The sequence below is a fragment of the Paraburkholderia sp. J41 genome, assembly GCF_905220235.1.
Lineage (GTDB): Bacteria > Pseudomonadota > Gammaproteobacteria > Burkholderiales > Burkholderiaceae > Paraburkholderia.
In genome coordinates, this window is the sequence record NZ_CAJMZE010000010.1 from 116,866 (window position 1) to 137,555 (window position 20,690).

The following is a 20,690-nucleotide window of genomic DNA, read 5'->3' on the forward strand; positions in this document are numbered from 1 at the left end:
CGAATCGCAAGACGCGCAAAGCACGCCGCAATGAAAAAGGGCCGCCGCGGCCCTTTCCGTTTGTGCTGTCGTTACGCTATCGCGCGGCAAACCCCGCGCTCACTTCTTCTTTTTACTCTTTGCGCTCTTTGCGCCTTTCGCGCTCTTTGCGCTCTTTGTACTTTTGGCGGCTTTCTCGCTTTTCTCTTTTTCGGGCGGCGCGAGCATCGTGCCGCGGCACTTGCGCGCGCCGCAGCGGCATTCGTATTCGCGCTTGAGCTTCCTGGTCTGCTTCGCGTCGATCACGAGGCCGTAGTCGTAGAACAACTCCTCGCCTTGCGCGATGTCGTGCAGCGCGTGAATGTAGACGTGGCCGTCGATTTCTTCCGCTTCGCAGTTCGGCGCGCACGAATGGTTGATCCAGCGCGCGCTGTTGCCGTTCACCTTGCCGTCGATCACGTCGCCTTCTTCGAGCGCGAAGTAGAACGTGTGATTCGGTTCGTCGGGGTTATGCGGATGACGGCGCAGCGCTTCCTTCCACGAGATGCGCTCGCCCTTGTATTCGATCAACCGCTCGCCCGCGCCGATGGGCGCCGCCGCAAACACGCCCTTGCCGTGCACGCCCGACTGGCGCACGACGATCCTGCGTCCGCTCATTGAGAATCCTTGTGAAGTCCTGCGGGGAAAGTGCCCCGGCAACGCTTTCGCGCCCCGGTCATTCTCAGCCGTCTTGTGCCGCTCGATGTCGATTCGCGTGACGGTCTAATGGCGTTGCCGCGAAGGCGCGCCGCATTCGCCGCGCCGCAAAGTTCGTTGCGAATGCCGCGCCCCGCGCGCCACATGGCATCGTACACGCTCGCGCGGGCTTCGTTCAACCCGTGCGCCGCGCCAGCCTTCCGGGCGCGCGGCGCGGGTCTCAGCGTTGCCCGAGCGTCGTTTCGCCGAACAGGTTCTTCTGGTCGCGCGGCTGCGAGCGCCAATACTGCGGCGGCGCCTTCACGGTCGCGCCCAGTTGCGCCGCCGCGTGCCACGGCCAGCGCGGATCGTAGAGCATCGCGCGCGCCATCGCGATCATGTCGGCGTCGCCGTCTTCGAGAATCTGCTCGGCCTGCAACGCTTCGGTGATGAGGCCCACGGCCATCGTCGGCAAACCGGTTTCGGCCTTCACCTTGCGCGCGAACTGCACTTGATAGCCGGGCCCGAGCGCGATCTTCTGCAACGGCGAAACGCCGCCCGACGAGATGTCGATCCAGTCCGCGCCGCGACGCTCGAGTTCCTGCGCGAAGGCCACCGTGTCGTCCGGCGTCCAGCCGCCTTCCACCCAGTCCGTGGCCGACACGCGCACGCCCACGGGACGGTCGGCCGGGAATTCGGCGCGCACGGCGTCGAACACTTCGAGCGGGAAACGCATGCGATTTTCGCGCGAGCCGCCGTATTCGTCGGTGCGCTGGTTCGCGATCGGCGAGAGGAATTGATGCAGCAGATAGCCGTGCGCCGCATGCAGTTCGATGGCGTCGATACCGAGACGCGCGGCGCGCCGCGCCGTGGCCACGAACGCGTCGCGCACGCGATTCAGGCCCGCCGTGTCGAGCGCGAGCGGCGGCGTTTCGTCGTCCTTGTGCGGCAGTGCCGAAGGCGCGTGCGGCAGCCAGCCGCCTTCGGCAACGGGAATCAGTTGACCGCCTTCCCAAGGCACGTGGCTCGATGCCTTGCGGCCCGCGTGCGAGATTTGCATGGCGACGCGAATGGGCGAATGACGGCGGATCGCTTCGATCACGGGCTTGAGCGCGGCTTCGGTCGCGTCGTCCCACAGGCCCAGATCGCCGGGCGTGATGCGGCCGTCGGGCTCCACGGCGGTCGCCTCGATGCACAGCATGGCCGCGCCCGAGAGCGCGAGGTGGCCGAGATGGATCATGTGCCAGTCGGTGGCTTCGCCGCGCTCGGCGGAGTATTGGCACATCGGCGAAACGACGATGCGATTGGCGAGCGTCATGCCACGGAGTTCGAGCGGAGTGAAAAGCTTGCTCATGAAAGGTCCACGCGCGGTGAATTAAAGCGTCCGAGAATAGCACGCGTGTTTTTCGCGCGCTTGAAGGCGCTTCGCGCGCTCGCGGCGATTCCGTTCGGTCCGGCGTGGGTTTTTGCCGCGCGGCGCGGGCGCTCGCGTTCAAGCGCCAGGCGGGATCGAGCCGGCATCAATGCGGCATCAATTCCGTATCGAGCCGACTTGGACGCGAAGTTCGAGGCCGACTTCAAGGCCGACTTCGAGGCGCACTCAGAGGCCGACTTCGACGCCAACGCCGAGGCTTGCGTCAAGCCGTGGTCAAGGCTGGCGCGCGGCCATCCGTGCATCGACGGTATCGAGCCATTCGCCGAACATGCGGCTCGCCTGCGCTTCGAGTTGCGGACCGTGGCGCGCGGTGTCGGCGCGCAACGCATTCACGTCCACGCCCGCCGAAACGATCTCGCTCGCATGGCCGATGAGCCAGGGCTCGAAGCGGTCGGCGCGCACTTCGGGATGACATTGCAGACCGAGTACGTTCTCGCCCCACGCGAACGCCTGGTTCTCGCACAGCGCGGTGGACGCGAGCCGCGTGGCGCCGTCGGGCAGATCGAAGGTGTCGCCGTGCCAATGCAGCATCGAGGTCGACGCCGCGTCGAGATGCGCGAGCGGCGAGGCGCGGCCGGCCGGCGTGAGCGTGAGCGGCGTCCAGCCGATTTCGGGCCGCGGCCCCGCATACACGCGCGCGCCCAGCACGCGCGCGATGAGTTGCGCGCCGAGACAGATGCCGAGCGTGGGCAAACCGGCCGCGATGCGCTTTTCGATCATGCCGGCGAGCGGCGCGAGCGTGGGATAGCGCGCGTCGTCCACGGCGTTGATCGGCCCGCCGAGAATCACCATCAGCGAGGCCGACAACGGATTGAGCGCACCGATGCGCGCAAAGCCGACATCCACGTAACGCACGGGGCGCCCGCGGTCGCCGAGCACGCGCTCGAAGCTGCCGAGGTCCTCGAAATAGACATGGCGAACGGCCAATACTTCGCGATTCATCGGCAATTTCCTGGATCGGCGGAAGATGCCACGCGCGCGGGCGGCGCGTGCAGAAAACGGGAGTTGCCGCGCGCGGCGCACGGCACGGGCGATGGACGACAAAGACGAACCGGCGCTTCCTGTGCCCGCGCGGCCGCAATACGGCAAGGGCGGCGCGTTCCCCGCACGAAGCGCCCGGCGCGGGCCCGCTCGGGCGTTGCGGCGCGCGCCGGGCGCTTGAGAAAGCGCGGCGCGCGATCGTCCTGCAAAACGCTTACTGCGCGAAGATCTTCCAGTTCTTTTTCTGGGTCGTCGCGTCGGCTTGTTGGTACACCGAACAATCCAGACGCAGGTCGGTATCGGCCATGTCGATCTTGAGCAGATTGCAGTGGCTCGGCGCCTTCTTCGCGTTCTTGCTCGGCTCGAAGTGCGCGCACGTGAGGCACATGCGGTGCTGCGGGCTGGTTTCCTGCGCTTCGAGCAGATAGACGGTCTTGAGCAGCGTGCGATAAAGCACCGACTGCTCGTCGGCCTTCAAACCGCCCACGGCCTTCGAGAGAAACTCCGGCCATTGCGAAGCCTTCTTCGCAGCCGTGCGGCCACGCGTGGTCAGGCGCACGGCGAGCGCGCGGCCGTCGTCGAGCGCGCGACGCTTTTCGACGAGACCCTTGGTTTCGAGCGTGCTCACCGCGTCGCTCGTGGTCGCCGCCGTCAGGGCGGTTTCGCGCGCGATCTCGCCAAGGCGCATCGGCCCCTTGCGCTGCATCAGCAGCACGAGAATCTCGCCCTGGGTCGGCGTGAGCCCCGCCCCTTCGGCCCAGTCCCACGCCTGGCTCCGCATTGCCGTGCTAAGTCGCAGCAGGCTATGGGTCACCCGCCCGGCTGCCTGCTCTCCGTATACGCCTTCGCTCATAGTCTTTCGCTGGTTTATTGGCAGCTCGCGCTGCATCGTCAGCCACCGCATTCGCAGGCGGCCTGTGGGGACGCTTGCGCCCGGTATGACCGAACGCCGCACCATCTCAAATTTACTGCAACGTGCCGCGCAAACCTACGCTTTGCACAGTTGGATTGCGTTGCCGCTCGCGCCCAAAACGTCGTTCGCGCTCCACGCCCAGGCAGCAAACCGCCATTCTATGCGAGAGTGAGAAATCGCACAGCTAACTTATTCAGGCTCAATTGTGGATAACCCGTTGATAAGCTGTCGATTTGCGATCGGGCCGACGTAAGGGCCGACTTTTTCCGCGCCCAAAACCCTCGCCGTTTCACGCTCGACCCTCGCGCCGAAGCCCCAAAAAATAGCCGAAAGCGCGCCGCAACGCGCGCATTGTCGCCCGCCTCGCGACACGCAGTCCATTGAGTTTGCAGGGAAATCGAAGGTTACCCACAGGGCTGTACGGATTTTTTCGCCCGCTCGGCGGCAAACACTGGCGTGGATCAAAAAACTAAGAACAACCAGGTAGTTGGGCAGGCCGAAAATTTTTTCTGCGCGGCGAAAAAAATGTGACTTCGCGCGCACCCTATGGCGCGCCGCACGGCGCATTTCGCCGCATCGTTCGCTTTCATTCGCCTGAAAGCGTGAAGGGCAGCATCAAGGTTGCCCTCGTGCTGCCCTTCTGTGTTGCCTTCCATGCCGCCCTTCCGGTTCGACCGTCCGGGCGAATCGCACTTCAAGCGGGTTTCACTTCCGCCGCCCGCCGCCGCGCGCCACGATCGGCGCACGACGCATTGCCAGGAAATCGTAAGGCATCCTTGACGTTGTGCCGGCCGCGAGTTTCAGGCGCGCCAGCGCAGGCACTGCTGGCGCACGGCTTCGTGCAGCGACTTCTCCTCGGCCACCACGTTGCGCAGCCAGCTCGCGTCGTTGTTCTGCGCGCGGGCGATGGTCGCGATTTCGGCGAGCGCCTGCTTCGAACCCAGCGCGTCGGCGTGCGGCGCGAGAATGTCGAGCGTTTCGAGAATGTCTTCGGAGATGGTGCGGCGCTCGCCGCTTTGCGGATTCACGCAAGTGCCGGCGAGGCCGAAACGGCACGCCTGGAAACGGTTGAACGTGTAGACGAGGTAATCGTCCTCGCGCGGCGTGATCGGCCGGTCGATGAGCAGATGGCGCGCGAGCGTCTGGATGTAGCAGGCAATGGCCGCCGCGCGCTCGACCGACAGCGGCGTGTCCATCACGCGCACTTCGATCGTGCCGAAACCGGGCTTCGGGCGAATGTCCCAGTAGAAGTCTTTCATGCTGTTGACGACGCCCGTGTGGACCATCTTCGAGAAGTAGTCCTTGAACTCTTCCCAGCTCAGCACGAACGGCGCGCGGCCCGAAAGCGGGAACGCGAACACGGAGTTCAGGCGCGCCGAATGAAAGCCCGTATCCACGCCCTGCACATACGGCGACGAAGCCGAAAGCGCGATGAAGTGCGGAATGAAACGCGACAGCGAGTGCAGCAGGAACAGCGCGCTGTCGGCGTCGGGGCAGCCGATGTGAACGTGCTGGCCGAACACCGTGAACTGCTTCGCGAGATAGCCGTACAGCTCGGAAAGATACTGAAAGCGCGGGGTATCGACGATACGGCGGTCGCTCCATTGCTGGAACGCGTGCGTCCCGCCGCCGCACAGCCCGACGTTGAGCCGGTCGGCCGCGGCGACGAGCGTGTCGCGAATCTTGCGCAAATCGGTCACGGCCTGCTCGTGATGCGTGCAGATGCCGGTGGAAAGCTCGATCATGCTTTCGGTGATCTCGGGCGTGATGTTGCCCGGAATCTCCTGATCCTTCACGAGGCGCATGATGTCGCTCCCCGCCTTGGTCAGATCGTAGTCATGCGTGTTGACGATCTGCATTTCGAGTTCGACACCGAACGTGAACGGTTTCGAATCGACGAATGTTTCAAGTGACATGGCGTCCCCTGTTGGACGGCGCGAAACCCGGCGGCGCAAAAGCGCTCGGGCGCGCAAGTGTTGCAAGGCGGCACGAGCGGCGGCGTTGTCGCAACCGCCGCGCGCACCGCGCCTTTCATGGTTCGTCGCGTTCGCCGACGAGCGCCAGCACGCGATAGACGACCCACGGCGCGAACAGTTGAAGCACAACGATCGCGCAAAGAATGATGGCGCGCAGGCTCGGGTCGAAGTTCGGATAGAGATCGTAAGTATCTTCGACCAGCAGGAAGGCGAGCGCCGACATCGGCGTAAGCCCGAGGCCGAGCGCCACGCCCTGCTTCCATTCGAGCCCGCTCGGCTTGGCGAACATCAGCACGCCGAGCAGCTTGCCCACCAGCCGCGCGACGATCAGACCCGCCGCGGCGAGACCGCCCACGGCAATGTCGTGCCACCGGAACGTGGTGAGCGTGAGCACGAACAGAATCACGGTGAGAAGCCAGCCGGCCGTCCCGAAATGCTGCGGCCACAACTGCGGGCGCGCCTCGCGATTTTTCACGTAGATGCCGGCCGCGAGCAGGCTCAGGATCGTCGAAAGCTTGAGCAGATGCGCCACGGCGATGGCGAGCAGCACGAGGCCGAACAGCGCGACGAACGAATGCTCGTCCTGCGGGCTGAGGCTGAAGCGCCGGTAGAACAGCGTGCAGGCGCGCGCGAGCAGATACGCGAGCACCAGCGAACCGACCAGCAGATACAGCGGCTGGAGGATGGTCGCGAACACGTTGCCGTAGATTTCCTGATGCAGCCAGCTCGACGCGAGTTTCTCGATCACCACGGCGTAGATGCTGTTGAGCGCCGTGAGCGTAATGAGGCGCTGCGTGACCTGGCCTTCGGCACGCAGTTCGACCTTGAGCTGGATCACCATCGCGGGCGAGGTGGCCATGGCGATTGAAGCTACGACGATCGAGATCATCGCCGGCACCGAAAGGAACAGCAGCACGACGAGCACGAATACGAACGTGAGCGTCGACTCGGCCACGCTGGAGAGGATCAGCCACGGATTGCGGCGAATCCAGCGCAAGTCGAGGCGGCTGCCCAGTTCGAACAGCAGCAGCCCGAGCGCGACGTCCAGCAGCGGGCGCGCGGCCGTGGCCACGTCGGCGTCGATCACGCCGAAGCCGGCCGAACCGGCGATCAGGCCGATCACGCCATAACCCGAAATGCGCGGCAAACGCCACGCGCGATAGCAAAGCTCGCCGAAGAGACCGGCGGCGAGCAACGCGAGCCCTGCCCAGAAAATGCCGTCTAGCTGCAACGGCCAGGCAGGAAAGAACGAAAACGCCGACTTCATCGTGGAGGCTTCTCCTTGGCAAGAAGACAGTCCGGCTGTCCGACGTCAGATCGACAACGATTCACACTCAAGGCAAGCCGCGTGCCGCGGCTTCTGAGCGGCGCTTCTAAGGCCGCCTTAAGGGCCGCCGCAAGAGCCGCCCGGAAGCCGCGCTCGATGCCGGCCTGCCCGCTTCGGCGGCGCGCGCTTGGCCGGCATACGCATGGGCTCACGCGCAAGCGAGTTCGGTCCGGCAGATCGAACCGCGCGCAGGGCTGCTGCGAGTGCGGGAAACCATTGCGCCGCACGGATAGTGCGGCGAACAGCCGGTACGGGCGCGTCCTGTGCGCGTTTTCGCGAAAGCGGCGCCCGCGGTGGAGAAACGAACGCCGCCGGCTTCCTGAGCACTCTGATTCAGGGCACGCGGCATCCGTTCCTTGGATGCGTCAGCCGTTCTGGTGCGGCATCCGACGCGGAAAGAACGGCGATTGTGCCATAGCTTTTTTGCAATTGTCCCGGCGAAACCGAAAGCCTGAACGAAGGCGGTAATAACGCCCAGTTTGCCCGAACGCCGTGACAGGAAAGGCAAAAATGACCGGCGGTTTTCCACAGATTGAGCAGACGGATTCCGGCGCCTGTTTCAAGCCCGGTTTTCGGGACGTTCCGGCAGCGATGGCGTTAGCTTCGGGTTTACGGTTTACCGTATGTATACGTAGTAGAAGTTAACAAAGCCCTGGATTTTCTGTGGATAACCGGTGTTTACTTCGGGATATCAACAAGTTGGCGTTCGCACAACCGGATGCTTTGCATGTGCGATGCCGCACGGCTTCATTGAATAACTTTTTGGGGGCGCGAAACGCCGCGCGACTTACCCCGTTTACGTCCACATCCATTCCACACTTCGTTCGCCTTCAATTCGCGCGGTTATCCACAGTTCGAGGTGGATAACCTGGTCCCTCGTTTTGTGCTCGATCAGCGTTTGCTTTGCGCCGAGGTTGAGGCCGGTCAACGGACGTTGAATAGACGGCTTAAGTCTCGAGCGCGCGCTGGCGCAGCGCCCGCTGAAGAAATCGCGCGGGGTCGAGGGTGTCGGCGAGTTCGCGTTCGAGCGGCCACGGCTCGCCTTCGATCTGCGAGGCGATCAGTTCGGCGCCCAGCGCCGCCCACACGAGTCCGCGCGAGCCGAACGCGTAGGCGCCGTACAAGCCGCGCGCACGCGGCAGATCCAGCGGCCAGGCGCCTGCGAGCCGTTGAGCGTCGCGGCGCGCGGCGGCTTCGTCGCCGAGTTGGCCCAGCATCGGCATGCGGTCGCTCGTGACGCAGCGAAACGCCACGCGCCCCGCGCCGTGGTCGATGTTCGCGCTAACGTTCGCCGATGCGAGGTCCGGCAGCATCTGCGCCACGCGTTCGATGTTTTCGGCGTGGCCGGCGGCGCGCAATGCGGTATCGGCATCGTCGACTTCGTAGGTCGCGCCCGCGAGCGTCGTGCCGCCCGCGAGCGGCACCGCGTAGCCCGCGCCGATCACGGGCACGCGCAACGCGGCAAGCGGGCTCGCGTCCACGAGCGTGAGCTGGCCGCGCACGATGCGCGTGGGCGCATGTTCGAGCGCGGCGAGGCGCGAAGCGTCCTGCGCGTTCGCGAAGATCACGACGCCCGCCTGCGCAATGAGCCGGCCGGCATCGTCGAACAGTTGCCATTCGCTCGTTGCGTCGCTTTCATTGGCGCGCGCGATGCGATTGATTCGGATGCCGAAATGCGTGCGGACTTGCGCGCCGGGCAGCGTTGCCGCATGGGCGAGCTGCGCGCGGCATAGCGAGGCGGGATCGATGGCGCCGCCGAGCGGATAGAACCAGCCGCCCTGCGCGATGTCGACGCCCGCGATGGACCGCGCCTGCTCGCGCGAAACCCCCGTGACGAATTCGTTCGGATAACCAAACGATGCGAGCGCGGCGGCCACGGCGCGCGATTCGTCGTCGGTGGCGAGATGCAGGAGACCGGCGTGCGAGCGCGCGGGCGCGTGACCCGCGGCGTCGAGCGCCGCCCAGCGTTGCCGCGCGTAGAGAAAGCCCGCGCGCGTGATGCGCGAGGCGCTGCTGTCGTCGCGCGAAATCAGCGGATGAAACACGCCGGCGGGATTGCCCGACGCCTCGCGCGCGGGCGCGTCGTTGCGCTCGATCAACGTGACTTTCCAGCCGCGCGCCGCGAGCCGTTCGACGAGCGCGCAGCCCGCGAGCCCCGCGCCCACGATCGCGGCGTGGCGTTCGCCGAGCGCGAGCGGCAACGGCGGCTCGTGACGGCGCATGCGCCAGCGCGGCGCGAAGCGGCCCGCGAGCGTCGCCCACTTGCCGCCCTCGCCCGGCACCTTGCGGAATTCGAAGCCGTTTTGCTCGAGCGCGCGCTTCACGTCGCCGGCGCTGCTCCATGTCGCGAAGGTGGCGCCTTCTGCCGCAAAGCGCGTGAGCGACTTGAAGATGGGCGGCGACCACAGTTCGGGATTTTTCGCGGGCGCGAAACCGTCGAGATAGAACGCGTCCGCGCGCATCCACATTTTGGGAAACACGTCGATGGCGTCGCCGAACGCGAGCGTGAGCGTGACGCGTCCGCCTTCGAATTCGAGCCGGTGCGTGCCGGGAACGAGCATCGGCCACGCTTCGCCGAGTTCGCGCGCGAGCGGCGCGACCCGCGTGCCGCCGAGACTTGCCTCGAGCGCCGTGCGCAGATCGTTGCGCGCGAAAGGATGTTTTTCCACCGAAACGAAATGCAGCCGCTCGCAGCGCGTCGGATCGTCGCGCCACGCCGCCCATGTCGCGAGAAAATTCACGCCCATGCCGAAGCCGGTTTCTACCACGGTGAACACGCGCTGGCCTTGCCAGCGCTGCGGCAGGCCGTTGCCGCGCAGGAACACGCTTTCGGTCTGCATCAAGGCGCCCGCCACGCCGTGATAAACGTCGTCGTAGCGCGGCGAGAAGGGCGTGCCGTCATCGCGAAATGCGAGCGTGGCGGGAATCAGGGTGGCGGTCATGGAAAACGCTAAGGCGGAAAGGAGCGATGGAGCGTCGTGGAAAACGCGTGGCGGAAAACGTCGGCGAGCGGCGTGCGTGCGGCAAAACGGGCGACGTGTCGCGGCCGCAAAAGCTTGCTGGGCCGGGGTTTGCGGCCATGCTGCGTTGGCACGGCGCAACGCGCAACACGGCTTTGGCGCGGCCCACGAGGCAAAGAAGGACAAAGATTGGGCAAAAATACCCACTTGCGCCTAAAAACCCGTCGAAACCGCGCGAATTCTTCGAAACCCTTGTCGTTATTGGGTTTGCGCTGCGCTATCATAGCAAGCGCCGCCCAGGGAAGCGGCAGCACGGACGTTGCGGCGAAAGCGCTCATGCGCATCCTCGCAATGCGAAAAAACGCCGGGGAGCTCCGGGTCCGTCGCTGCTCGACGGCGCGGCACGCGTCCGTATAATCGGCGCGTTCGCGCTGTTCGTGTCAACCTAAACACAGAAAGGAACTTCTCAATGAATAAACAGGAACTGATCGACGCCGTCGCGGGACAGACGGGCGCAAGCAAGGCACAAACCGGCGAAACGCTGGACACGCTCCTCGAAGTGATCAAGAAGTCGGTGTCCAAGGGCGACGCGGTGCAGTTGATCGGCTTCGGCAGCTTCGGTTCGGGCAAGCGCGCAGCCCGCACGGGCCGCAACCCGAAGACCGGCGAAACCATCAAGATTCCGGCAGCCAAGACCGTCAAGTTCACGGCTGGCAAGGCGTTCAAGGACGCCGTCAACAAGCGCTAAAAGATTGCCGCTTTAAGTTGACACCCGCCCCTGGCGGGTTTTTTTTCGCCTGCGCGTTTTTGCGGCGCAGTGCATGCGGCGCGGAAAAACGGCGCTTGAAAAAGCGCCGTTTTTCCATTCGTCGTTTTCCATTCGTCGTTTGTCGCGCCGGTTGCCATTTCGGCGGCGCTGGATCGAACCGAGCGCTTCGAGCGATGGAAACCGGGGCGCGACTCAATGCGGGCGATGCACGATCTGCCCGTCATCGCGATGACCGTGGTCGTGATCGTGATCGTCGTCATCGTCGAGTTCCCAGGACGGGAACGGGTCGGCGTAGTGCTGCCACGCTGGCGGCCCGGCGTCGTATTCGGCTTGCGTGAGCAGACAGGCGTCGAGCTTCGCCTGCCATGCCGCGCGATCGAGATCCACGCCGATCATCACGAGTTCCTGGCGACGGTCGCCGATGCGCGCGTCGTCCAGATCGGGGCCGTACCAGTCGGCGGCAATTTCCTGTTCCAGTTCGGCGTCCTGCGGCCATTCCTCGCGCGGCAGCGCCGCCCACCATGTGCCCGCCGGGCCGTGGCGGCACACGCCGCCCGCCTGCGAAAGCGTGCCTGTCACGTCGTTGCGCGTGGCGAGCCAGAAAAAGCCCTTCGAGCGCAGCACGCCTTTCCACTCTTCGGCGAGCAACGCCCACAGCCGCTCGGGATGGAACGGGCGGCGCGCGCGATAGACGAAGTTGCCGATGCCGTATTCGTCGGCGTCCCGGCCATGACGGTGCGCGTGGCCATGGTCATGATCGTGAGCAGGGTCGTGGCAGTGCGCGGGATCGTCGCAATGCGCGTGGTCCTGATCGCGCAGCGAGGCGAGCCAGCCCGGCGCGCTGGCCGCCGCGTCGAAGTCGAATCGGCCCGTGTCGATCACCTCCGCGAGCGGCACCGCGCCGAAGCGGCTTACCACCTGCACGGCGCGCGGATTGATGCGCGCGAGAACGTGTTGCAGGCGCGCGAGTTCGTCCTCGCTCACGAGATCGGCCTTGTTGACGACGAGCACGTCGCAGAATTCGACCTGTTCGACCAGCAGTTCGACGATGGTGCGATCGTCCTCGTCGTCCTGCGCCACGCCGCGTTCCGCGAGCTGTTCGGCGCTCGCGTAGTCGCGCAGGAAGTTGAACGCGTCCACCACGGTCACCATGGTGTCGAGGCGCGCGAAGTCGTTCGGCGCGCGGCCGTTCTCGTCGGCGAACGTGAAGCTTTCGGCGATGGGCATCGGCTCCGCCACGCCCGTCGACTCGATCACGATGGCGTCGAAGCGCTGGCCCGCGCGCGCGGGATCGGCAAGCCGCCGGACTTCGCCGAGCAGATCGTCGCGCAGCGTGCAGCAGATGCAGCCGTTCGACAGTTCGACGAGCCGCTCCTCCACGCGCGAGAGCGCCGAGGCGTCGCGCACGAGCGCGGCGTCGATGTTGACGGCCGCGAGATCGTTGACGATCACGGCCACGCGCAGGCCCGCGCGATTCGAGAGGATATGGTTGAGCAGCGTGGTTTTGCCCGCGCCCAGAAAACCGGAGAGCACGGTGACGGGCAGTGGCGGCTGAGTCATCGCAATGGCATGCAGAAAAGAAAGACGGGAAGCGCGCTGCGCCAAACGGCATGCGCGGCGCGGCGCAAGGCTGCATTTTGCACCATGCGCGGCGGCGGCGTGCCGCCGTGATTTTCCCGCGTTACGGCCGGCTCAGGGCATCAGGCGCCATTTGCGCAGGATGTCGGCGATCTGTTGGGCATATTGGTCGCGCAGCGCGGGCGTTTCCGAGTGATAAGCGCCCACGGCCGCCCACGTATTGCCGTATTTGTTCATTTTCTGGCGCAGATGCCAGGCGGCGATGTAGACGTTCTTGCACGGCTCCATCAGCGTGGACGACGAGATGCCGTACTGCGAAAGCACGGGCAGATGGATCGAGTTGATCTGCATTACGCCGTAGTCGATCGACCCGTTGGCGTTCTTGTGTACGGCGTCGCCGCGATTGTGCGATTCCTGCCAGGCGATGGCGCGCAGGATCAGCGGATTGACCTTCTGGTAGCGCGCGGCTTCGTCGAAGCAGTCGGCGCGCGCGAGCGCGCTGGCGCTCCCGAGCACGAGCGTCACGACAGCGGCAAGCGAGGCGAACCGGAAGTTTTTCATTGCATCTTCTGTACGTCGGCGATTGAGCGGCAGGACCGGCGCCGCGGCGGGAAACCGCTGCGGGTAAACCACTGCGCGGACAACGAAAGGCGGCCCGCGCCCGGCGGCGCGAGGCCGGTTGCGAGGCCGGTTGTCGCGGCGTTGCGGTTTCCGGGCCGCTCGTATGATACCGGCGGACGATGACGCGTCAAGCTGGCCGATCGGTCAAGACATGTGAAAAACGAAGCGGCGAAGCGGGCAAGCGGGAAAACCGCGATGCGGGGAAACGGCGAAGGGGGCCGCCATCGACGGAATCAGGGGCGGTGGCTCGCGGCGCACGCGCTTTGTGACAATTTGGAGACGGGCCCTGCGCAACGCTTCGGCAAAAACTTACAGACAGCTTGGAAGCGTTGCGGGGCGCGGGACCGGCGCGATTAGAAGGCTTTCCCGGACTTTCCTTTTTTGTGACAATTTCGACACGAAAAGCTGCTACTGTTGCACCTTTTGCGGATGCGCGAACGTCGGGATGGAGGAGATCCGGGCGGGTCCGCAAGGCACATGCGACGCGGCCCGGAGGCCGTTCGTCGAGGACGAATGCCGTGCGCTCTTGCCGCCGGCACCGATATGACACCCATGAGAAGACATCGTATGGCTTTGCGTCGCCTCGCCACGGCACTGCTCGTGAGCGGACTCGTTACGGCGCAGCTCGCGCATGCCCAGGTCACGCTGAATTTCGTCAACGCCGACATCGACCAGGTCGCCAAGGCAATCGGCGCGGCCACGGGCAAGACGATCATCGTCGACCCGCGCGTGAAGGGGCAGCTCAATCTCGTTTCCGAAAACCCGGTGCCCGAGGAACAGGCGGTCAAGACGCTGCAATCGGCGCTGCGCATGCAGGGCTTCGCGCTCGTGCAGGATCATGGCGTACTGAAAGTCGTGCCCGAAGCCGACGCCAAGCTCCAGGGCGTGCCGACCTACGTGGGCAACGCGCCTCCCGCGCGCGGCGACCAGGTGGTCACGCAGGTGTTCACGCTGCGCAACGAGTCGGCCAACAACCTGCTGCCGGTGCTGCGCCCGCTCATCTCGCCGAACAACACCATCGCCGCCTACCCCGGCAACAACACGCTCGTCGTGACCGATTACGCCGACAACGTGCGCCGTATCGCGTCGATCATCGCGGGCGTGGACACGGCCGCGGGCCAGCAGGTGCTGGTCGTGCCGCTCAAGAACGCGAACGCGCTCGACATTGCGCCCACGCTGCAAAAGATGCTCGATCCGGGCGCGATCGGCGGCTCCGACGCGACGCTCAAGGTTTCGGTGATCGCGGACCCGCGCACGAATTCGGTGATGCTGCGCGCCTCGAACGCGCAGCGTCTCGCGGCCGCGAGGCAACTCGCGCAGCAGCTCGACGCGCCCACCAGCATGCCGGGCAACATGCACGTCGTCGCGCTGCGCAACGCCGACGCGGTGCAACTGGCCAAGACGCTGCGCGGCATGATGGGCAAGGGCGGCAGCGATTCTTCGTCGGGCGGCGGCGCGAATTCGTTCAACCAGAACGGCAACGGCGGCGGCTACGGCAACAACAACAACAGCAGCAATTCCACCGGCATTTCGGGCTCGCCGCCGCTGCCCAGCTCGCTCGGCGGCAGCGGCTCGGGCGGCAGCAACCCGATGTCGGGCGGCGCGTCCGGCGGCAACAACAGCGACTTCCTCGGCGACGACAAGGACAAGGGCGGCGACAATTCGTCGGGCGGCGGCATGATCCAGGCGGACGCCGCCACCAATTCGCTCATCATCACCGCGCCGGACCCGGTCTATCGCAATCTGCGCAGCGTGATCGACCAGCTCGACGCGCGGCGCGCGCAGGTCTACATCGAAGCGCTCATCGTCGAACTGAATTCGAACACGAACGCGAATCTCGGCATTCAATGGCAGATCGGCAGCGGCAACGTGCTGGCCGGCACCAATCTCACGAGCGGCAACAGCAACAGCATCATCAATCTGACGGCGGGCGCCGTGACCGGCGGCGGCCTCGTGAATTCGCTCGGCGCCCTTCAGCAAGGCCTGAACGTGGGCTGGGTACACAATCTGTTCGGCGTGCAGGGTCTGGGCGCGCTGCTCCAGGCGCTCTCGCAGACAAGCGACGCCAACGTGCTTTCCACGCCTAACCTGATCACGCTCGACAATCAGGAAGCCAAGATCGTGGTGGGCACCAACGTGCCGATCCAGACCGGTTCGTATTCGAACCTCACGAGCGGCACCACCAGCGCGGCGTTCAACACCTACGACCGCGTGGACGTCGGTCTGACGCTGCACATCAAGCCGCAAATCACCGAAGGCGGCATTCTCAAGCTCCAGCTCTACACGGAAGATTCGGCCATCGTGAACGGTACGACCAACGTGTCGACCAACCCCGCCGGCCCCGAATTCACCAAGCGCTCGATCCAGTCCACCGTGCTGGCCGACAACGGCGAGATCATCGTGCTCGGCGGCTTGATGCAGGATAACTACCAGGTCAGCAACAGCAAGGTGCCGCTGCTGGGCGACATTCCGTGGATCGGCCAGTTGTTCCGTTCGGAAAACAAGACGCGTCAGAAAACCAACCTGATGGTGTTCCTGCGCCCCGTCATCATCAACGATCACGACACGGCGCAGGCCGTCACGTCGAACCGCTACGACTACATCCAGGGCGTGACGGGCGCGTACAAGAGCGATAACAACCTGATGCGCGACAAGGACGATCCGGTCGTGCCGCCCATGCCGCAAGGTCCGGCCGAAGGCGGATCGACGATGAATCTGTTCGATCTCGACAAGATGCGCCGCGAGCAGGTGGTGCGCTCGCTGCCCGCGCAGATGCAGCCCGCCTATCCCGCGCAGGCGCCGGTGCAAACGATGCCGGTGCAGACGGCTCCGGTCCAGACGGCGCCGGTGCCGGTCCAGACCTTGCCGATGCAAAGCGCTCCCCCGACCATCGGCAATTCGCCCTTGCAACCTTCGTCCGATCAGCCGATCACGACGGCGCCGAGGGTGCAGCCTTGAGCACGCCGTCTTCCGCGCCGGCAGGAGCGGCGCATCCGGCTTCCGGCGAACGTGCCGCGCCCTCGCCGCTCGCCGCGCGCCTCGTGCCCTACGCGTTCGCGCGCGGCGGGCAGATCCTGGTCGCGCAGCAGCACGCCGACGGCCTCGAAGTCTGGATCAGCGAACGCACGACGCAGGCGGCCATCGCGGAAATCGCGCGCAACTTCGGCGCGTTTTCGCTCGTGCGCGTGCCCGCCGACGAACTCGCCCTCGCGATCAACCAGGCCTATGCGCGCCAGGACGGCAGCGCGGCGCAAGTCGTGGGCGAAGTGGAAGGCGAAGTCGATCTTTCGCGGCTCATGCAGGACATTCCCGAAGTGGAAGACCTGCTGGAATCCGAAGACGACGCGCCCATCATCCGCATGATCAACGCGCTGCTCACGCAGGCCGCGCGCGAACAGGCGTCGGACATTCACATCGAGCCGTTCGAGAACGCCTCGGTGGTGCGCTTTCGCGTGGACGGCACGCTGCGCGACGTCGTGCGCCCGAAGAAGGCGCTGCATGGCGCGCTGATCTCGCGCATCAAGATCATGGCGCAGCTCGACATCGCCGAAAAGCGCTTGCCGCAGGACGGCCGCATCACGCTGCGCGTGGGCGGGCGGCCGGTGGACGTGCGCGTTTCCACGCTGCCCACGGGCCACGGCGAGCGCGCGGTGCTGCGTCTGCTCGAAAAAGACGCGCAGCGCCTGAATCTCGAAGCGCTCGGCATGGCCGCCGACACGCTGCGGCATTTCGATCAGCTCATCGGCAAGCCGCACGGCATCGTGCTCGTGACCGGGCCGACGGGTTCGGGCAAGACCACCACGCTCTACGCGTCGATGTCGCGGCTCGAAACCGCCACGACCAACATCATGACGGTGGAAGACCCGATCGAGTACGACCTCTCGGGCATCGGCCAGACGCAGGTGAACGAGCGCATCGGCATGACGTTCGCGCGCGCGCTGCGCTCGATTCTGCGCCAGGACCCGGACATCATCATGATCGGTGAAATCCGCGACCTCGAAACCGCGCAGATCGCCGTGCAGGCCTCGCTCACGGGCCACCTCGTGCTGGCCACGCTGCACACCAACGACGCGGCTTCCGCCGTCACGCGTCTCACCGACATGGGCGTGGAGCCGTATCTGCTCGCGTCCTCGCTGCTGGGCGTGCTCGCGCAGCGGCTCGTGCGCCAGCTCTGCCCCGTGTGCAAGGAAGCGCGCGTGGAGCAGGACGGCCGCACGCGCTATCACCCGGTCGGCTGCGAGCGCTGCGGGCAGTCGGGTTACGTGGGGCGGCGCGGCGTGTACGAACTGCTCACCGTCGACGAACCGATCCGCGCGCTCATTCACCGCAATGCCGCCGACGCCGAAATTCTCGCGGCGGGCCGGGCGCAAGGCATGCGCACGCTGCGCGAGGACGGCGAGCGCTGGCTCGACGCGGGCACGACCTCGCTTGAAGAAGTGCTGCGCGTGACGGGCGGCGTTTGATGACGTACCGCAATTAAACGAGGGCGACGGGCATGCCGGCATTTCGCTACGAAGCCATCGACGCCACGGGCAAGGCGCAAAAAGGCGTACTCGACGCGGACAGCGCCCGCGGCGCACGCGCGCAACTGCGCGGCCAGGGACTCACGCCGCTCGTGGTCGAACCGGCCGCGAGCCGCACGCGCGGCGCGCGTCAGCAGCGGCTCGCGCTCGGGCGCAAGCTCTCGCAGCGCGAGCAGGCCATTCTCACGCGTCAGCTCGCGAGCCTGCTGGTGGCGGGCCTGCCGCTCGGCGAAGCGCTGGCCGTGCTCACCGAGCAGGCCGAGCGCGACTACATTCGCGAACTGATGGCCGCCATTCGCGCCGAAGTGCTCGGCGGCCATTCGCTCGCCAACGCGCTCGCGCAGCATCCGCGCGATTTCCCCGACATTTACCGCGCGCTGGTCGCGGCGGGCGAACACACCGGCAAGCTCGGGCTCGTGCTGTCGCGTCTGGCCGACTACATCGAGCAGCGCAACGCGCTCAAGCAGAAGATCGTGCTCGCGTTCACGTATCCGGCCATCGTCACGCTCATCGCGTTCGGCATCGTCACGTTCCTGCTGAGCTATGTGGTGCCGCAGGTGGTGAACGTGTTCGCGAGCACGAAACAGCAACTGCCGTTTCTGACCATCATGATGATGGCGCTTTCGGGCTTCGTGCGGAACTGGTGGTGGGCGGTGCTGATCGGCGTGGCCGTTTTCGCGTGGATCGTGCGCGGCATTTTGCGCCGGCCCGGCCCGCGTCTCGCGTTCGATCGCTGGATGCTCACGGCGCCGCTCGCGGGCAAGCTCGTGCGCGGCTACAACACGGTGCGCTTCGCGAGCACGCTCGGCATTCTGAGCGCGGCGGGCGTGCCCATTCTGCGCGCGTTGCAGGCGGCCGGCGAAACGCTCTCGAACAACGCGATGCGCGCGAATATCGACGAAGCCATCGTGCGCGTGCGCGAAGGCACCTCGCTCTCGCGCGCGCTCAACAACACCAAAACGTTTCCGCCCGTGCTCGTGCATCTGATCCGCTCGGGCGAGGCCACCGGCGACGTCACCACCATGCTCGACCGCGCCGCCGACGGCGAGGCGCGCGAGCTGGAGCGCCGCACGATGTTTCTCACGAGTCTGCTGGAGCCGCTGCTGATCCTGGCGATGGGCGGCGTGGTGCTCGTGATCGTGCTCGCGGTGATGCTGCCGATCATCGAGCTGAACAACCTGGTGCAATGAGCCGGGCAGGCGCGCGGCGCGTGCGGCGCGCCTTGCAAGCGGCGTTAGCGGACGTAGATGGTGGGACCGGCGGCGTTGGCCGGCAGGAAGATTTCGGAATGCACGCCCTTGCGGTCGATGACGATCGAGCGCGGGCGCACTTCGTAGAGCTTCGAGTTGGCGTCGAGCGGGCCGCCGAGCGAGATGGCTTTCGCCGGTTCGCCGCCCACGCTCACGATGGCCGCCGCGCCGTGCCGCAGCGCGAGGATGCCGAACAGGCGAACGTCCTGCGCCGCGCTGCGCTCGAGCTTGCCGCCGAACAGCGTGCCGGCCTGATCGAGCGAAACCGGCGCCTGCGCGGCGGCGGCCTGCACGGGCGCCTGATGCGCGCTGAGCGTGATCGCCCACCAGGTGGCCGTGGCGCAGAACACCGCGAACGCGGCGAGGGACAGGAGGCGGATTTGCAGTGGGTTCATTCGTCCATTGTACGAAGGTTTATGAAAATTTTGATGTGCGCGGCGGCGCTTCGTAATGTGCGGTGACGTGAGCGCCGGTATGGCCCGAACCGGCGTCCGAAAGCCGTCATCGTGTGACATTACAATGACCCGTCCTGCACGCGCGGGCCAGCGCGGCACGAGCCGAACGAAGACCGACGAAATCAAGCCGGCGCCGCCCGAAGGGCGTGCGCCGCGGCCTTATCCAGAGAAGGAGGAAGTACTCATGTCCATGTGGACCCAGATCGCCGCCCGAAGCGGCCGCGCGCAACCCGCTCTCACGCGCGAAGGCCAGCGCGCGCGCCGTCAACGCGGCTTCACGCTCATCGAAATCATGGTGGTGATCGCGATCCTCGGCATTCTGGCCGCGCTGATCGTGCCGAAAATCATGAGCCGTCCTGACGAAGCGCGCCGCGTTGCCGCGAAGCAGGACATCGGCACGATCATGCAGGCGATGAAGCTTTACCGGCTCGACAACGGCCGTTATCCGACGCAGGACCAGGGCCTGCAAGCGCTCGTGCAGAAGCCGACCACCGACCCGGTGCCGAACAACTGGAAGGACGGCGGCTATCTCGAGCGCCTGCCCAACGATCCGTGGGGCAACCCGTATCAGTATCTGAATCCGGGCGTGCATGGCGAAATCGACGTGTTCAGCTATGGCGCCGACGGCAAGGCGGGCGGCGAAGGCAACGACGCCGACGTCGGGTCCTGGCAGTAGCGCGCGGCCCGTCGTCCCGCTTCCTTCGCCTTGATCTTTTCGCCTTGATCTCTTCGGCCAGCCTCATGCGCGCGCATCGTCGTTCGACCAGCGGCATCGCCCGAAGCCGCCGCCCGCGCGCGGCGGGCTTCACGCTGCTCGAAATGCTCGTGGTGCTGCTGATCGCGGGCCTGCTCGTCTCGCTCGCCTCGCTCTCGCTCACGCGCAATCCGCGCACCGATCTCAACGAAGAGGCGCAGCGGCTCGCGCTGCTGTTCGAGTCGGCGGGCGACGAGGCGCAGGTGCGCGCGCAGCCCATCGCGTGGCAGCCGCTCGCGGGCGGCTTTCGCTTCGACGTGCGCACGGAAGACGGCTGGCGCCCGCTGCGCGACGATCTGCTCGGCCCGCGCCGCTGGGACGGCGGCGTGACGGGCGTGGCCATCAGCTATCCCGGCGGCGGCGACGACACGCGCGCCAACCGGCTCGTGTTCGGCACCGAGGCCGTGGACGTGCCCGTGCAGGTCACGCTCTTTTCGGCGGCCGGCCGCGCGACGATCGTCGGCACCGGCACCGGCCGTTACGAGGTGCGCTGA

The 20,690-nt window shown here is 66.0% G+C and carries 20 protein-coding genes; 7 read left to right on the forward strand and 13 right to left on the reverse strand.

Features of this window, described 5'->3' with window-relative positions; all coding sequences use genetic code 11:
• Nucleotides 1–99: 99 nt before the first annotated feature.
• The 9 genes from U5805_RS12930 to mnmC form a co-directional block, all read right to left on the reverse strand.
• Nucleotides 100–636, reverse strand: coding sequence for an SET domain-containing protein (locus U5805_RS12930; protein WP_322103867.1), 537 nt, complete (start codon nucleotides 634–636; stop codon nucleotides 100–102).
• A gap of 259 nt (nucleotides 637–895) precedes the next feature.
• Entirely contained in the window at nucleotides 896–2,008 is a 1,113-nt protein-coding gene (locus U5805_RS12935; protein WP_322103868.1) for an NADH:flavin oxidoreductase/NADH oxidase, read from the reverse strand.
• Nucleotides 2,005–2,235 (reverse strand): hypothetical protein, encoded by a 231-nt coding sequence (locus U5805_RS12940; protein WP_322103869.1) that lies wholly within the window; start codon nucleotides 2,233–2,235, stop codon nucleotides 2,005–2,007. Before U5805_RS12940 ends, U5805_RS12935 begins: the two co-directional genes overlap by 4 nt.
• 67 nt (nucleotides 2,236–2,302) lie before the next feature.
• A complete protein-coding gene (locus tag U5805_RS12945; RefSeq protein WP_322103870.1) occupies nucleotides 2,303–3,031 on the reverse strand; it encodes a glutamine amidotransferase in 729 nt (242 codons plus the stop codon).
• Between the two features lie 253 nt (nucleotides 3,032–3,284).
• Nucleotides 3,285–3,923 (reverse strand): MarR family winged helix-turn-helix transcriptional regulator, encoded by a 639-nt coding sequence (locus U5805_RS12950; RefSeq protein ID WP_322103871.1) that lies wholly within the window; start codon nucleotides 3,921–3,923, stop codon nucleotides 3,285–3,287.
• 249 nt (nucleotides 3,924–4,172) lie between these two features.
• Nucleotides 4,173–4,550, reverse strand: coding sequence for a hypothetical protein (locus U5805_RS12955; protein ID WP_322103872.1), 378 nt, complete (start codon nucleotides 4,548–4,550; stop codon nucleotides 4,173–4,175).
• Between the two features lie 233 nt (nucleotides 4,551–4,783).
• Nucleotides 4,784–5,899 (reverse strand): YbdK family carboxylate-amine ligase, encoded by a 1,116-nt coding sequence (locus tag U5805_RS12960; RefSeq protein WP_322103873.1) that lies wholly within the window; start codon nucleotides 5,897–5,899, stop codon nucleotides 4,784–4,786.
• 115 nt (nucleotides 5,900–6,014) lie between these two features.
• Entirely contained in the window at nucleotides 6,015–7,226 is a 1,212-nt protein-coding gene (locus U5805_RS12965; RefSeq protein WP_322103874.1) for a cation:proton antiporter, read from the reverse strand.
• Nucleotides 7,227–8,233: 1,007 nt separating this feature from the next.
• Nucleotides 8,234–10,228 (reverse strand): bifunctional tRNA (5-methylaminomethyl-2-thiouridine)(34)-methyltransferase MnmD/FAD-dependent 5-carboxymethylaminomethyl-2-thiouridine(34) oxidoreductase MnmC, encoded by a 1,995-nt coding sequence (mnmC, locus tag U5805_RS12970; protein ID WP_322103875.1) that lies wholly within the window; start codon nucleotides 10,226–10,228, stop codon nucleotides 8,234–8,236.
• A gap of 26 nt (nucleotides 10,229–10,254) precedes the next feature.
• On the opposite strand from mnmC, the gene U5805_RS12975 reads away from it, so the two are divergent.
• The gene (locus tag U5805_RS12975; RefSeq protein ID WP_322103876.1) at nucleotides 10,255–10,695 is read left to right on the forward strand and encodes a hypothetical protein; all 441 of its coding nucleotides are present in this window, start codon (nucleotides 10,255–10,257) and stop codon (nucleotides 10,693–10,695) included.
• 20 nt (nucleotides 10,696–10,715) lie between these two features.
• Nucleotides 10,716–10,994 carry an HU family DNA-binding protein gene (locus U5805_RS12980; RefSeq protein WP_006050811.1) on the forward strand — a complete coding sequence of 93 codons (279 nt, stop codon included), beginning with the start codon at nucleotides 10,716–10,718 and terminating at the stop codon, nucleotides 10,992–10,994.
• Here the strand turns inward: U5805_RS12980 and U5805_RS12985 are convergent.
• The 3 genes from U5805_RS12985 to U5805_RS12995 all read right to left on the reverse strand — a co-directional run bounded on the left by U5805_RS12985 (nucleotide 10,991) and on the right by U5805_RS12995 (nucleotide 13,154).
• Nucleotides 10,991–11,275, reverse strand: a complete 285-nt coding sequence (locus tag U5805_RS12985; protein WP_322103877.1) for a hypothetical protein — start codon at nucleotides 11,273–11,275, stop codon at nucleotides 10,991–10,993. The two genes, U5805_RS12980 and U5805_RS12985, sit on opposite strands and share 4 nt — an antisense overlap.
• On the reverse strand, nucleotides 11,208–12,575 hold the full coding sequence (locus tag U5805_RS12990) for a GTP-binding protein (RefSeq protein ID WP_322103878.1): 1,368 nt from the start codon (nucleotides 12,573–12,575) through the stop codon (nucleotides 11,208–11,210). Before U5805_RS12990 ends, U5805_RS12985 begins: the two co-directional genes overlap by 68 nt.
• Nucleotides 12,576–12,707: 132 nt before the next feature.
• A complete protein-coding gene (locus U5805_RS12995) occupies nucleotides 12,708–13,154 on the reverse strand; it encodes a lytic transglycosylase domain-containing protein (protein WP_322103879.1) in 447 nt (148 codons plus the stop codon).
• Between the two features lie 627 nt (nucleotides 13,155–13,781).
• On the opposite strand from U5805_RS12995, the gene gspD reads away from it, so the two are divergent.
• From gspD to gspF, 3 genes are read left to right on the forward strand one after another with little or no spacing between them, the layout of a single operon-like run.
• Nucleotides 13,782–16,172: a type II secretion system secretin GspD gene (gene gspD / locus U5805_RS13000; RefSeq protein WP_322103880.1), complete on the forward strand. Its 2,391-nt coding sequence runs from the start codon at nucleotides 13,782–13,784 to the stop codon at nucleotides 16,170–16,172.
• Nucleotides 16,169–17,677 (forward strand): type II secretion system ATPase GspE, encoded by a 1,509-nt coding sequence (gene gspE, locus U5805_RS13005; protein WP_322103881.1) that lies wholly within the window; start codon nucleotides 16,169–16,171, stop codon nucleotides 17,675–17,677. Before gspD ends, gspE begins: the two co-directional genes overlap by 4 nt.
• A gap of 32 nt (nucleotides 17,678–17,709) precedes the next feature.
• Nucleotides 17,710–18,927 (forward strand): type II secretion system inner membrane protein GspF, encoded by a 1,218-nt coding sequence (gene gspF / locus U5805_RS13010; RefSeq protein ID WP_322103882.1) that lies wholly within the window; start codon nucleotides 17,710–17,712, stop codon nucleotides 18,925–18,927.
• A 44-nt stretch (nucleotides 18,928–18,971) separates the two neighbouring features.
• Here gspF and U5805_RS13015 read toward each other — a convergent pair whose 3' ends face one another.
• On the reverse strand, nucleotides 18,972–19,382 hold the full coding sequence (locus tag U5805_RS13015) for a hypothetical protein (RefSeq protein WP_322103883.1): 411 nt from the start codon (nucleotides 19,380–19,382) through the stop codon (nucleotides 18,972–18,974).
• A 250-nt stretch (nucleotides 19,383–19,632) separates the two neighbouring features.
• Here U5805_RS13015 and gspG point away from each other — a divergent pair, with 250 nt between their 5' ends.
• Entirely contained in the window at nucleotides 19,633–20,118 is a 486-nt protein-coding gene (gene gspG, locus U5805_RS13020; protein WP_415914591.1) for a type II secretion system major pseudopilin GspG, read from the forward strand.
• A 65-nt stretch (nucleotides 20,119–20,183) separates the two neighbouring features.
• The gene (locus U5805_RS13025; protein ID WP_322103885.1) at nucleotides 20,184–20,690 is read left to right on the forward strand and encodes a GspH/FimT family pseudopilin; all 507 of its coding nucleotides are present in this window, start codon (nucleotides 20,184–20,186) and stop codon (nucleotides 20,688–20,690) included.

Coding starts and splice junctions, on each gene's coding strand:
- U5805_RS12930 (WP_322103867.1), bottom strand. CDS start 636: ATGAGCGGACGCAGGATCGTCGTGCGCCAGTCGGGCGTGCACGGCAAG.
- U5805_RS12935 (WP_322103868.1), bottom strand. CDS start 2,008: ATGAGCAAGCTTTTCACTCCGCTCGAACTCCGTGGCATGACGCTCGCC.
- U5805_RS12945 (WP_322103870.1), bottom strand. CDS start 3,031: ATGAATCGCGAAGTATTGGCCGTTCGCCATGTCTATTTCGAGGACCTC.
- U5805_RS12950 (WP_322103871.1), bottom strand. CDS start 3,923: ATGAGCGAAGGCGTATACGGAGAGCAGGCAGCCGGGCGGGTGACCCAT.
- U5805_RS12955 (WP_322103872.1), bottom strand. CDS start 4,550: ATGCGCCGTGCGGCGCGCCATAGGGTGCGCGCGAAGTCACATTTTTTT.
- U5805_RS12960 (WP_322103873.1), bottom strand. CDS start 5,899: ATGTCACTTGAAACATTCGTCGATTCGAAACCGTTCACGTTCGGTGTC.
- U5805_RS12965 (WP_322103874.1), bottom strand. CDS start 7,226: ATGAAGTCGGCGTTTTCGTTCTTTCCTGCCTGGCCGTTGCAGCTAGAC.
- mnmC (WP_322103875.1), bottom strand. CDS start 10,228: ATGACCGCCACCCTGATTCCCGCCACGCTCGCATTTCGCGATGACGGC.
- U5805_RS12975 (WP_322103876.1), top strand. CDS start 10,255: ATGGAGCGTCGTGGAAAACGCGTGGCGGAAAACGTCGGCGAGCGGCGT.
- U5805_RS12980 (WP_006050811.1), top strand. CDS start 10,716: ATGAATAAACAGGAACTGATCGACGCCGTCGCGGGACAGACGGGCGCA.
- U5805_RS12985 (WP_322103877.1), bottom strand. CDS start 11,275: ATGACGACGATCACGATCACGACCACGGTCATCGCGATGACGGGCAGA.
- U5805_RS12990 (WP_322103878.1), bottom strand. CDS start 12,575: ATGACTCAGCCGCCACTGCCCGTCACCGTGCTCTCCGGTTTTCTGGGC.
- U5805_RS12995 (WP_322103879.1), bottom strand. CDS start 13,154: ATGAAAAACTTCCGGTTCGCCTCGCTTGCCGCTGTCGTGACGCTCGTG.
- gspD (WP_322103880.1), top strand. CDS start 13,782: ATGGCTTTGCGTCGCCTCGCCACGGCACTGCTCGTGAGCGGACTCGTT.
- gspF (WP_322103882.1), top strand. CDS start 17,710: ATGCCGGCATTTCGCTACGAAGCCATCGACGCCACGGGCAAGGCGCAA.
- U5805_RS13015 (WP_322103883.1), bottom strand. CDS start 19,382: ATGAACCCACTGCAAATCCGCCTCCTGTCCCTCGCCGCGTTCGCGGTG.
- gspG (WP_415914591.1), top strand. CDS start 19,633: ATGTGGACCCAGATCGCCGCCCGAAGCGGCCGCGCGCAACCCGCTCTC.
- U5805_RS13025 (WP_322103885.1), top strand. CDS start 20,184: ATGCGCGCGCATCGTCGTTCGACCAGCGGCATCGCCCGAAGCCGCCGC.